The sequence below is a fragment of the Sphingobium phenoxybenzoativorans genome, from assembly GCF_001757355.1.
GTDB lineage: Bacteria > Pseudomonadota > Alphaproteobacteria > Sphingomonadales > Sphingomonadaceae > Sphingobium > Sphingobium phenoxybenzoativorans.
In genome coordinates this window covers 1-11,668 of record NZ_MINO01000092.1, presented here as the reverse complement: position 1 = coordinate 11,668, position 11,668 = coordinate 1, and the positions used below count along the sequence as shown (strand labels likewise).

Annotated in this window: 14 protein-coding genes and 1 pseudogene; 4 read left to right on the top strand and 11 right to left on the bottom strand. The window is 65.6% G+C overall.

From position 1 onward, the window contains the following. Window positions 1–166, bottom strand: a pseudogene (locus tag BHQ40_RS27000) (SAM-dependent methyltransferase); the annotation flags it as partial. Between the two features lie 172 nt (window positions 167–338). Beyond that, a complete protein-coding gene (gene htpX / locus BHQ40_RS22180) occupies window positions 339–1,307 on the bottom strand; it encodes a zinc metalloprotease HtpX (RefSeq protein ID WP_435593930.1) in 969 nt (322 codons plus the stop codon). Window positions 1,308–1,445: 138 nt separating this feature from the next. Here htpX and BHQ40_RS22175 point away from each other — a divergent pair, with 138 nt between their 5' ends. The 3 genes from BHQ40_RS22175 to galU all read left to right on the top strand — a co-directional run bounded on the left by BHQ40_RS22175 (window position 1,446) and on the right by galU (window position 3,231). Beyond that, the gene (locus tag BHQ40_RS22175) at window positions 1,446–1,607 is read left to right on the top strand and encodes a DUF1674 domain-containing protein (protein ID WP_070157967.1); all 162 of its coding nucleotides are present in this window, start codon (window positions 1,446–1,448) and stop codon (window positions 1,605–1,607) included. Between the two features lie 195 nt (window positions 1,608–1,802). Then, the gene (locus BHQ40_RS22170) at window positions 1,803–2,252 is read left to right on the top strand and encodes a hypothetical protein (protein ID WP_070157966.1); all 450 of its coding nucleotides are present in this window, start codon (window positions 1,803–1,805) and stop codon (window positions 2,250–2,252) included. Between the two features lie 106 nt (window positions 2,253–2,358). Then, window positions 2,359–3,231, top strand: a complete 873-nt coding sequence (galU, locus tag BHQ40_RS22165; RefSeq protein ID WP_070157965.1) for a UTP--glucose-1-phosphate uridylyltransferase GalU — start codon at window positions 2,359–2,361, stop codon at window positions 3,229–3,231. A gap of 126 nt (window positions 3,232–3,357) precedes the next feature. Here the strand turns inward: galU and BHQ40_RS22160 are convergent, their stop codons facing one another. The 5 genes from BHQ40_RS22160 to BHQ40_RS22140 all read right to left on the bottom strand — a co-directional run bounded on the left by BHQ40_RS22160 (window position 3,358) and on the right by BHQ40_RS22140 (window position 7,390). Then, complete coding sequence (locus tag BHQ40_RS22160; protein WP_070157964.1) at window positions 3,358–3,828, bottom strand: NUDIX domain-containing protein; 471 nt, start codon at window positions 3,826–3,828, stop codon at window positions 3,358–3,360. A gap of 79 nt (window positions 3,829–3,907) precedes the next feature. Next, window positions 3,908–4,480 carry a single-stranded DNA-binding protein gene (gene ssb, locus BHQ40_RS22155; protein WP_070157963.1) on the bottom strand — a complete coding sequence of 191 codons (573 nt, stop codon included), beginning with the start codon at window positions 4,478–4,480 and terminating at the stop codon, window positions 3,908–3,910. Between the two features lie 57 nt (window positions 4,481–4,537). Continuing rightward, window positions 4,538–6,391 carry a ferrous iron transporter B gene (gene feoB, locus BHQ40_RS22150; protein ID WP_070157962.1) on the bottom strand — a complete coding sequence of 618 codons (1,854 nt, stop codon included), beginning with the start codon at window positions 6,389–6,391 and terminating at the stop codon, window positions 4,538–4,540. Then, window positions 6,388–6,642, bottom strand: a complete 255-nt coding sequence (locus tag BHQ40_RS22145; RefSeq protein WP_070157961.1) for a FeoA family protein — start codon at window positions 6,640–6,642, stop codon at window positions 6,388–6,390. Before BHQ40_RS22145 ends, feoB begins: the two co-directional genes overlap by 4 nt. An 85-nt stretch (window positions 6,643–6,727) precedes the next feature. Continuing rightward, window positions 6,728–7,390 carry a COQ9 family protein gene (locus tag BHQ40_RS22140; RefSeq protein WP_070157960.1) on the bottom strand — a complete coding sequence of 221 codons (663 nt, stop codon included), beginning with the start codon at window positions 7,388–7,390 and terminating at the stop codon, window positions 6,728–6,730. Window positions 7,391–7,547: 157 nt separating this feature from the next. Here BHQ40_RS22140 and BHQ40_RS22135 point away from each other — a divergent pair, with 157 nt between their 5' ends. Further along, window positions 7,548–8,636, top strand: coding sequence for an alkene reductase (locus BHQ40_RS22135; RefSeq protein ID WP_070157959.1), 1,089 nt, complete (start codon window positions 7,548–7,550; stop codon window positions 8,634–8,636). A 25-nt stretch (window positions 8,637–8,661) separates the two neighbouring features. Here the strand turns inward: BHQ40_RS22135 and ribH are convergent, their stop codons facing one another. The 4 genes from ribH to BHQ40_RS22115 all read right to left on the bottom strand — a co-directional run. Then, a complete protein-coding gene (gene ribH / locus BHQ40_RS22130) occupies window positions 8,662–9,081 on the bottom strand; it encodes a 6,7-dimethyl-8-ribityllumazine synthase (protein ID WP_070157958.1) in 420 nt (139 codons plus the stop codon). A gap of 16 nt (window positions 9,082–9,097) precedes the next feature. Then, window positions 9,098–10,384 (bottom strand): 3,4-dihydroxy-2-butanone-4-phosphate synthase, encoded by a 1,287-nt coding sequence (gene ribB / locus BHQ40_RS22125; protein ID WP_070157957.1) that lies wholly within the window; start codon window positions 10,382–10,384, stop codon window positions 9,098–9,100. Window positions 10,385–10,490: 106 nt separating this feature from the next. Beyond that, window positions 10,491–11,099, bottom strand: a complete 609-nt coding sequence (locus BHQ40_RS22120; RefSeq protein WP_070157956.1) for a riboflavin synthase — start codon at window positions 11,097–11,099, stop codon at window positions 10,491–10,493. A gap of 10 nt (window positions 11,100–11,109) precedes the next feature. Next, on the bottom strand, window positions 11,110–11,668 hold a 559-nt coding region (locus tag BHQ40_RS22115), incomplete at its 5' end, for a RibD family protein (RefSeq protein ID WP_139139427.1).

Genomic DNA, 11,668 nt, shown 5'->3' with positions numbered 1-11,668 from the left:
GATCATTGCCCGCCGGGATTCCCTGTGTCGCGGCGTGCAAGGCCAGTTCCAGCGGCTCGCCCCGGCGCAGCACCGCATCAAGCAGCTTGAGGGCGGCGCGGCGGGCGGGGAGACCCGCAGGCGGCGGGGGGCTGGCGGGATAGCGGGATGTGGGCGGCGAGGACATTGCGGGCCTCTAGCGGCTTTGCAGGGCGGCGTCATCCGGCGAGTCCGGTTATGCGCCCTCCGTTCATCCCGAAGCTTACCGTGCTCCTGCGAAAGCAGGAGCCCAGTTCAAACGGCGGGACTGGGCTCCTGCTTTCGCAGGAGCACGGAGCGCTAAAGTCAGCCGCGCGGCGTCAATCCCGGCGTAGCGGATCGAGCGCGCTGGAGCGGCGCGGTTTGGGCGCACCATTGGGATTAAGGCCGTTCGGATTGGCCCCATTGGGGTTGAGGGCGGAGTTGCGCGGCGCAACCGCAGACGCTGACTGAGCCGGAACCAGCGCAGGCGCGTGGCCCATCTGCGCCGCGAAATCCTCCAGCGCCGCGATGCGCTTTTCGGTCGCGGGGTGGGTGGAGAACATCTCACTGACATGGGCGGGCACGATATAGAGCTGCGCCGCCGCCGGATTGCGTTCCGCGACCGGGTTGGGAATGCGCTCCGCCATGCCGGAAATCTTTGCGAGAGCGGAGGCGAGCGCACGCGGGTTGCCGCTGATCTCCGCGCCCGCGCGGTCGGCGCCATATTCGCGGGTGCGGCTGATCGCCATCTGCACGATCATCGCGGCGAAGGGCGCGACGATCACCGCCAGCAGGGTCGCCACCATATTGTGATGGCCATTATTGTCGCCGCCCCGGAAGAACAGGCCGAAATTGGCGAGCATGGAAATCGCGCCCGCAATCGTCGCGACCATGGTCATGATCAGCGTGTCGCGGTTGCGGACATGGCCAAGCTCATGCGCCATCACGCCCGCCACCTCATCCCGGCTGAGCATGGCGAGCAGGCCGGTGGTGGCCGCGACGGCGGCGTTTTCCGGATTGCGGCCGGTGGCGAAGGCGTTGGGATGCGGCGAATCGATCACATAGACGCGCGGCATCGGCAACCCGGCGCGCTGCGCGAGCTGCTGCACCAGGGGATAGAAGTCGGGCGCGCTCGCTGCATCGACTTCCCGCGCGCCGTGCATCGACAGGACAATCTTGTCGGCGCTCCAGAAGGTGAAAAGGTTCATGCCCGCGGCCACCAGCAGCGCGATGATCGCCCCGCCGCTGCCGCCCAGCGTATAGCCCAATGCCATGAACAGCGCGGTCAGCGCCGACAGCAGCATCATCGTCTTGAACCCGCTCACGGAAAAACCATCCTTTCATGTCATCCAACGCCAGCCCATATAGCATGGCAGGCATGAATGTGGGATGGCGCTGCGCCGCCTTCAATCATGCGCAACAGTTGGACATCCGGGAGAAACGCAATGGGCAAGCGCCCCGACCATGTGAAGCCGCCAGCCTATCTGTCCAAAAGCCCGCCCGTGCCCCAGCCCGACCCGCTGGACAAGGTACCGGAAGCCGAGGAGGGCCTTAGCCCAACACGCTATGGCGACTGGGAGAAAAAGGGAATCGCGATCGATTTCTGACCGGTATCGCCGCCGTTTTTCCCTGCCTCATCCTCCGTTCATCCAAATTACTGCACGGCCTTTCGGCATTCCGGGCGCTGACGGGTACAGGCTCTGTCCCGTCGGAGCTAGGAGGTGCCGTGGCGTCATGACAGGGGTCGCGCCTGAGTCTGAAGCATGCCTTGTGCATTGATTTGATGGATAAAAAGGGAATTCATGGGTCATCTTCCACTGTTTGCCGATATTGAAATGCCGGAGGACGCACCGCTGATGTATGGCGTGGGCCGCCTCATCTGCGCCTGGGGGGCGCTGGAACAGGGGCTGGAACAGAAACTCTGCGCGCTGCGCGAGGCGGCGGGCGATGTGCGCAACACCAGCATGCGCACTAAACCGGGCATGGGCCGGTTGATGGCCGAACTGCGCGCCATGATCTCCATGCGCGACCGGCGCGACGTCAGCGCCCTGTCACAAATCGCCGATATCGAACGCGACATCCAGCGAATCGACCGGTTTCGCGGGCTGATCATCACGGGCTTCGGCGCGCCGGAGCCGGGCGGCTTTTCCTGCCGCGATCAGAAGAATAACGAACTGCATGTATCGATGGAGCAACTGGATTCAGAGATCGGGCAACTGGAAAATATCAGCGAACGGTTGATCGCCCTCTAACCCTTTATCGTCCAATTCCGGCCCTGCGCAGGCTTGACCTTCTCCGGCCAAGCCGCAATGAGTGCGGTGCAGCATTTCCTGCAATACATATATAGAACAGGGCAGAATGACGAAGAAGATACGCAAGGCCGTGTTCCCCGTGGCGGGACTCGGTACACGTTTCCTCCCGGCGACAAAGGCCGTGCCGAAGGAATTGCTGCCGGTCGTGGACCGCCCGCTGATCCAATATGCGGTCGATGAGGCGATCGAGGCCGGGATCGAGGAGATGATCTTCGTCACCGGACGCGGCAAGGGCGCGATCGAGGACCATTTCGACATCGCCTATGAGCTGGAAGCGACCCAGCGCGAGCGCGGCAAGGACATGTCGGGGCTGAAGGGCACGCGCCTGACGCCGGGCAATGCGATCTTCGTGCGGCAGCAGGAGCCGCTTGGCCTGGGTCATGCGATCTGGTGCGCGCGGCATATTGTCGGCGACGAGCCCTTCGCGATCATCCTGCCCGACGAATTCATGTATGGCGGCAAGGGCACCGGATGCCTGAAGCAGATGGTCGATGCCTATGATGCGGTCGGCGGCAACCTGATCTGCGCGCTCGACGTGCCGATGGAGCAGACGCCCAGCTATGGCGTGCTCGACCCGGACGGCGTGAAGGGCGACCTGACCGTGATCAAGGGATTGGTCGAAAAGCCGGCCGCCGGAACCGCGCCCTCAACCCTGATCATCGCCGGGCGCTACATCCTGCAGCCGGAGGTCATGACGGTCCTGGAAACCCAGGAAAAGGGCGCGGGCGGCGAAATCCAGCTTACCGACGCGATGGCCGCGATGATCGGCAAGCAGGCGTTCCACGGCGTGACCTTCAAGGGCGACCGTTATGACTGCGGATCGAAGGCGGGCTATATCGAGGCCAATCTGGCGCTGGCGCTGGAACGGGACGATATCGGCGCGCATATCCGCGCGTTCGCCAAGAAGCTGGTGGGGTGAGGTGGGGCATTTCCCGCCAAGCCGGAAATATATGGTGCTCCTGCGAAAGCAGGAGCCCAGTCCCCCCGTCTGATCTGGGCTCCTGCTTTCGCAGGAGCACGCGGCGCCAAGAGACTAATCTCTTTCCTACCACTCCCCCAGTCCCATCGCGCCCGCGCGATATTCGGCGATGCGGCGGGCCGTGGCGGCCGAGACGTCCGGGAGGGCATCGAGCGGGAACCAGCCTGCCTCCTCTATCTCCAGCAGATCGGCCCGGCGCAGTCCGGCCGCCTGCTCCTGCGCCGTGCGGACGACGAAGATGACGATATGGTCGTCCTTCGCCTCCTTCCGGCTGTGATAGACGCCAAGGACGCGCTCCACCCGGACATCGGTCAGCGCGACCTCTTCCCGCAATTCCCGCAGCAGGGCGACGCCGAAACCCTCGCCCTTCTTCACGCCGCCACCGGGCAGATACCAATGGTCGATATAGCTGTGCCGGACGAGGGCGATCCGGTCCTGCGGGTCAAGGACGATGGCCCGCACGCCCAGCGTGCGCGGTCTGCGCACGTGCCAGTAAAGCCGCGCCGCACGCCCGATCAGGCGATGGAGCAATGCCATATACGCTCCTCCCGGCCCTGATTTCCGGCATGAAGATCACTGGCGGACCCTGCCCGCCAGGACCGATGCCCTGCCGGGATCAGAACGGCACTTCGTCGTCCAGATCATTGTCGAAATTGGGGCTGCTGCGCCCACCCGAGCCGGAGCCTGAACCGCGGCCACCACTCGCGCTGCCGAAGCTGGGGCCATCATCATAGTCGCCGCCGCCATAGCCGCTGCTGCCGCCCGACCAGTCGCTGCCGCCGCCGGAGGAACGGCCGCCACCGCCGCCATAGCCGCCGCCCTGACCACCACCACCCGGCGCGCCGTCCAGCATCGTCAGCACAGCGCCGGGGCCTTGCAGCACGACTTCGGTCGAATAGCGGTCGTTACCCGACTGGTCCTGCCATTTGCGGGTGCGAAGCTGGCCCTCCAGATAGACTTTCGATCCCTTGCGCAGAAAGCGTTCGGCGACACCGGCCAGTCCTTCGGAGAAGATGGCGACGGTGTGCCATTCGGTCCGCTCCTTCTTCTCGCCGGACATGCGGTCCTTCCAGCTTTCGCTGGTGGCGATGCGCAGGTTGCAGACCTTGCCGCCGTTCTGGAAGCTTTTCACCTCTGGATCAGCGCCCAGATTGCCCACCAGAATGACCTTGTTTACCGAGCCTGCCATGATCCCTCCGAAGGCGTGAAAGGGGTCCTTATAGCCGCGCGGATGGCGTGGTAAACATCAAAGACCCGCGGCTGTCGCAGTCCAGAAAGTTATGCCCGCCGCCACATAGGCCAGAGCGAACAGATAGCCGACCATGAACATCGGCCATTTCCAGCCATTGGTTTCCCGCCGGGTGACGGCGATGGTGGAAATGCACTGCGGCGCGAACACGAACCAGGCAAGGAAGGCGAGAGCGGTGGGCAGCGACCAGCGCCCTTTGAGGCGGTCGCCCAGTTCCATGCTAACGGCATCCTCGCCTTGGTCGGCATCGATAGCGTAGACGGTCGCGATCGCGGAAACCGCGACTTCGCGCGCCATCATAGTCGGCAGCAGGGCCAGCGAGATGTCGCGGTTGAAGCCGATCGGCTCGACCAGCACGTTGATGCCCCCCGCGATCCGGCCGGCGATGCTGTATTCGCTCTGCTTGACACCGGCCGGAGCGGTGGGAAAGCTCGCCAGCACCCACAACACGGCGTTGGTGGCAAGGATGATGGTGCCGGCGCGCTTGAGGAAGATCACCGCACGCTGCCACAGGCCAATCAATATGTCCTGCGGCCGGGGCCACTGATATTTCGGCATTTCCATCAGGAAGCCGCTGCTGTTCCCCTTTGCCACGGTCAGGCGCAGCGCGAGCGCCGCGACCATCGCGCCGACGATACCGGCGACGTAGAGAAGGAACAATATCAGCCCCTGCAGTCCGATCCCGCCCAGCACGGTGCGCGCCGGAATGAAGGCCGCGATGATCAGGCCATAGACGGGCAGCCGCGCCGAACAGGTCATCAGCGGCGCGATCAGGATGGTGGTCAGCCTGTCCTTAGGATCGCTGATCGTACGGGTCGCCATGATGCCGGGCACGGCGCAGGCGAAGGACGAAAGCAGCGGAATGAAGGCGCGGCCCGAAAGGCCGACCCGCGCCATGATGCCGTCCATCATGAAGGCGGCGCGCGCCATATAGCCGGTCGCCTCCAGCATCAGGATGAAGAAGAACAGGATGAGGATCTGCGGCAGGAACACAATCACCGCGCCGACGCCACCGACCACGCCCTCCAGCAGGAAGTCGTGCACAATGCCGGGCGGCAGGATGGCCGTAACCGCCGTGCCCAGCGCAGTGACCCACCCTTCCAATATGTCGGCAGGGACAGACGCCCAGGAAAACACCGCCTGGAACATGACGAAGAGCAGCGCGAGCAGGAAGACGAGGCCCATAACCGGATGTAGCGCGATCCGGTCGACCGCCGCCGTCAGGCGGCGGGAGGGGGTTTCGCGCACGATCGCGGCGCGCGCAATCCTATGCGCCTCGTCACGCACGGCATCGAAGCTCTTTTCGTCAGGCGATGGACGCAGCGCGACCGGACCGCCGGTAATGATCTTGTCCAGTTCGGCGCGCAGATGATCGAGGCCGCGCTTGCGCACGGCGACGGTCGGGATGACCGGCACGCCAAGGTCGCGGGAAAGGATATTGGCATCCAGCTCCAGCCCGTCGCGCGCGGCCAGATCCACCATGTTGAGCGCCACTATGGTCGGCAGGCCCAGCGCGATCAGTTCCAGCGCGAAACGCAGGTGATTCTGCAGATTGGCGGCGTCGACCACGATGACCAGCGCATCGGGCAGGCGTTCGCCCGCCTGTTTGCCCAGGATGAAATCGCGCGTCACCTGCTCGTCCGGGCTGGTCGGGTCGAGGCTGTAGGTGCCGGGCAGGTCGACGATCTCCAGCGGGCGGCCATCGTCCAGCGACAGGCGGCCCGATTTGCGCTCCACCGTGACGCCGGGATAATTGCCCAGCTTCTGCCGCGCGCCGGTCAGCGCGTTGAACAGCGCGCTCTTGCCGGCATTGGGATTGCCGACCAGCGCCACGAGCGGCAGCGCGGTCATGCGTCCTCCCCCGGCCCGGTGCGGACTTCGATGGCGGCGGCGTGATGGCGGCGCATGGCGATGGTCATGCGGCCGATCCGGCAGGCCAGGGGGCCGCGGCCGAAAATGCCGCCATGATGCAGCGCCTCTACGCTGGCCCCTTCGCACAGGCCATATTCGCGCAGCCGCTGACCCTCCGCGGGGGAGAGCAGGGTCCAATCAATGCTGTCGACATAAGCGGGCTTGCGGAGGGGAAGCTGGGTCAGGCGCAATGTAGGTGAGTCTCAGGGTGCGGTGTTTGCGACTGAGTATCAATAACCCCTATTCAACGCCAGCCCCAATGAGACGATGGGCCAATCAGGCCACCGGATAGCGCAGCCGCCCGATAAAGCGGGACAGGCTGAAATGATTGTCCTTCCGCGAGGACAGGCGCGCCTTCGCCTTTTCGAAACGCATCACGCCATCGAGACGGCGGGAGAGGAAGGCCCGGCTGTCTGCATGGCCCTCGCTCTCATCGTCGAGGAAAGCGATCATCGTCGCGGCATAGACGCCGCCCAGCGTCATCCGCTTGGTGTAATGATTATAGTCCGTCGCGGTATCGCCCGCGAGACGCCAGATGCCGTCCGCCGCGCGCCAGCCCAGCTTTGCCGAGCGGGCGAGATTCTGCGGCATGGCCAGGATCGCCAGGGCGCGGCGAAGCGCCTCCCGGTCGGGCGCCAGCAGGGCGAGGCGCGCCTCCACCAGAGCGGCGATTCGCTCCCGGATCTTCATCGCGGCCAGGGTATCGGCCGGGATGGCCGCCGCCATGCGCGCGTCGATGCTGGCGAACCAGGCGTCGATCATGCCGACCGCGCCGTCCGCAAAGGCCAGCCGGGCGATGGCGGGATCGACATGCGCAAGGCGGGCGGCATTTTCCACCGCCGCCGGACGCCAGCCGTCGAACGCCGCCTGACGCGGCAGCAGGGGCGCGAGCGCGGCGCGGATTTCATCCAGCGTAGGATCGGCGGGCAGATCGACCATCGGCCTTTCCCTAGACCCGTGCAGGCGGACGGACAAGCGCCGCCGGAATGATTCCCGGAATGAGTCCTGAGGCGGTTGAAATGCGCATCGCCCGATCCTAACTCGCGTCGGCACCCATTTACGTTTCAATTCGATACCTAAATAACAGGAGTTCCCCATGCCGGATTTGTTCGATCCCATCCGCCTAGGCGACATAGAAGCGCCCAACCGCATCCTGATGTCGCCGCTGACCCGTGCGCGGGGCACCAAAGGCCATGTGCCCACGCATATCATGGCCACCTATTATGCGCAGCGCGCCACCGCCGGGCTGATCATCACCGAAGCGACCGGCATTTCGCAGGAGGGGCTGGGCTGGCCCTATGCGCCGGGCATCTGGTCCCCCGAACAGGTCGAGGCGTGGAAGCCCGTGACCGAAGCCGTGCATGAGGCGGGCGGTCGCATCGCATTGCAGCTCTGGCATATGGGCCGGATCGTGCACCCCAGCTTCCTTGGCGGGGCGCAGCCCGTGTCCGCAAGCGCGACCACCGCGCCCGGCGACGCGCATACCTATGCGGGCAAGCAGCCCTATACCCAGGCGCGCCCGCTGGAGATTGCGGAGATTCCGCGCCTGCTCGACGAATATGGCGCTGCAGCGCGCAACGCCATCGCCGCGGGTTTCGACGGCGTGGAGCTGCACGCGGCGAACGGCTATCTGATCGACCAGTTCCTGCGCGACGGATCGAACCACCGGACGGACGCCTATGGCGGCAGCCCGGAAAATCGCGTGCGGTTGCTGCGGGAAGTGGCGCAGGTTCTGACCAGCGAGATCGGCGGGGGGCGCACCGGCGTCCGCCTGTCGCCCAATGGCGATTCGCAGGGCGTGGATGACAGCAACCCGGAAGCGGTGTTCACGCTGGCGGCGCAGGCGCTGGACGCGCTCGGCATCGCCTTCCTGGAACTGCGCGAGCAGAAGCCGCATGGCACGTTCGGCAGCACCGACGTCCCCCGGCTGTCGCCCATCATCCGGCAGCATTTCAACGGCGCGCTGGTGCTGAACAGCGATTATGACCGGGCGACGGCCCAGGCCGACCTGGATTCGGGTCTGGCCGACGCCATCAGCTTCGGGCGGCCGTTCATCGCCAATCCGGACCTGCCGGAGCGGCTGCGCAAGGGCCTGCCGCTGCAACAGGCGGAGATGGCGACCTGGTACAGCCAGGGCGTGGAGGGTTACACCGACTATCCGGCGCTGGCCCCGCAGGCGGCCTGAACGGCCGGCCTGCCCCGGACATCCGTCAGGCGAAGCGCTGGCGGATGTCCAGCATGGCGATGGCGGCCTTGGCCGCCTCGCCGCCCTTGTCCTTTTCCGTCATGCGGGCGCGGGCGAGCGCCTGCGCCTCATTCTCGACCGTCAGGATGCCGTTGCCGATGGGGATGCTGTCCATCGACAGCGCCATCAGGCCCCGCGCGCTTTCGTTCGACACCACCTCGAAATGATAGGTTTCGCCGCGAATGACCACGCCGATGGCGATGAAGCCGTCATAGCGGCCGCTTTCCGCCGCCATCGCGATGGCGCCCGGAATCTCCAGCGCGCCGGGAACGGTGAGCACCTCATATTTGTGACCGGCCTCGTCGAGCGCGGCGCTCGCGCCCTCGATCAGCATGTCATTCAGATGCTCGTAGAAACGCGCTTCGACGATCAGAAACTTCGCCATTATCTTTATCCCGATTTTAGAGGTCGATGGAGCGCTCGCCCACGACGGCGAGGTCATAGCCGTCCAGCGCGATCAGGCTGTGATGGCTGTTGGTGAGCAGGATCATGTCGTGCACGCCCATTTCCGCGAGAATCTGCGCGCCGACGCCATAGTCGCGGAGCTGGTCCATGTCGCCGGGGGTCATCTCGCCGCCGTTCATAAGCTGGAACAGGCGGCTGAGACCGTTGGATTCGAGGCGGTTGAGGATCACGATGACCCCCGCGCCTTCCTCCCCGATGATTTCCATCGACCGGCGGAGCAGGTCGCTGCGCGGGCTGATGTGGCCGAACGTGTCGTCCAGCGGGGAGAGGACATGCATACGCACCAGGGTCGGCTGATCCGGGTCGACGCGCCCCTTCTGCAGCACGATCTGTTCTGTGCCGGTGGCCTTGTTGTAAAAGACCATCGCCTTCCAGTCGCCGCCCCAGCGGCTGGGGAACGCCACTTCGGACCGCTTGACCACCAGATGGTCGTTGCGGCGGCGATAGGCGATCAGGTCGCGGATCGTGCCGATTTTCAGCCTATGCTTCTGCGCGAAGGGAATGAGGTCGTCCAGGCGGGCCATCGTGCCGTCGTCATTCATGATCTCGCAGATCACGCCGGAGGGGTTGAGACCGGCCAGGCGCGCCACGTCCACGGCCGCCTCGGTATGGCCGGTGCGGACCAGCACGCCGCCGGGACGGGCGACCAGCGGGAACACATGGCCCGGAGTCACGATGTCGGCCGCGCCCTTCGACCCGTCGATCGCAACGGAGATGGTGCGCGCGCGATCGGCGGCGCTGATGCCCGTGGTCACGCCGTCCTTCGCCTCGATCGAGACGGTGAAGGCGGTTTCGTGCCGGGTGCCGTTGTGGCGGCTCATCAGGTTGAGGCCAAGATCGTCCACACGGTCCTTGGTGAGCGCAAGGCAGATGAGGCCGCGGCCGTGCGTCGCCATGAAATTGATCGCGTCGGGCGTCGCCATCTGCGCGGGGATGACCAGATCGCCCTCATTCTCCCGGTCCTCGTCATCGACAAGGATGAACATCCGCCCGTTGCGGGCCTCGTTGATGATCTCCTCCGGCGAAGCGAGGGCGGTGCCACCTTCCCGCCGCAGCAGATAGGATTCGAGCTTCACCAGCGTATCGGCGGTGGGGTTCCAGTCGCTTTCGCCCAGGCGGCGCAGGCTGTTGGCGTGCAGACCGGCGGCGCGGGCAAGGCCGGAGCGGGACAGGCCGCCTTCCGTGACCAGATTGCGAAGCGAGTCGATGAGGGAGGAGGACATGCGAATAGGCCTTGCTTAACCTTCGGTCCTGCTGACCGAGAAGCGGCATATCACATCACAGTGTGATTATTTCAATAGCAAATCACATTACGCGATTGCGCAAAGGTCAGGCGGGGCGAAATGCCTGCATGCGATGAAGATAGCGCGCCAGCACGTCGATCTCGATATTGATCGGCCGTCCGACCTCCAGCGAATCAAATGTCGTCACCTCGGCCGTGTGCGGAATGATGTTCACGCCGAAGTCCACGCCCCCCCCAGCCGTATCCTCCACGCTGTTCACGGTCAGCGATATGCCGTCGAGGGTGATCGACCCCTTCGGCGCGACATGCGGGGCGATGGCCGGACCGGCGGAAATGGTGACGCGCAGCGAGTCGCCCTCGTTGCGCAGGCCGGTGACTTCGCCAATCTCATCGACATGGCCGGTCACGATATGGCCGCCCAGTTCGTCGCCCACTTTCAGCGCGCGCTCCAGATTGAGGCGGCGGCCCTGCGTCCACTGCCCCTGTGCGGTGCGAGAGACGGTTTCGGCGGACAGGTCGACCGCGAACCAGTCCGGTCCCTTTTCCACCACCGTCAGGCAGACGCCGGAGCAGGAGATGGACGCGCCGATCGCGACGCCCGCCATGTCGTAGCCGCAGCCGATGACAAGGCGCAGGTCGCCGCGCTGCTCGGCGGAGCGGATGGTGCCGATGTCTGTGATGATGCCCGTGAACATGGCGGAGTCTCTAAGCGCTCTCCACCGGCTCGTAAACCTCCAGCCGGTCCGGGCCGAGCATGCGGCTGCCGGTCAGCCGCCAGCGGCCATGCGCGGCGTCGAGCGAGGCGAGACCGAAGTCGCCCAGCGCCGGCTTCCCCGCGCCCAGCAGGATCGGCGCGCGATAGAGCAGCAGCCGGTCGACAAGCCCCGCCCGCAGGAAGGAGGCGGCCGTGGACGCGCCGCCCTCCACCATCAGATGATCGACATGTTCGAGCGTCGCGATCTCCTCCGGGCTGCGGATGACCGTCCAGCCCGGCGGTGCGTCCCCGGACCCTAGCAGGATCGGGCGGGGCGAGCGCGCCTCAAGCCCCGGCAAGCGCACATCGAGGCAGGGCGCATCAGCGCGCAGGGTGCCGCCGCCCACCAATATGGCGTCATGGCGCGCCCGCTCCACATGGGCATGCGCGCGCGCGGCGGGACCAGTGATCCAGCGGCTGCTGCCATCCGGCATGGCGATGCGCCCGTCCAGCGACAGGCCGAGTTTCAGCGTGACATGCGGCCGCCCAAGCGTCTGCCGCAGGAAGAAG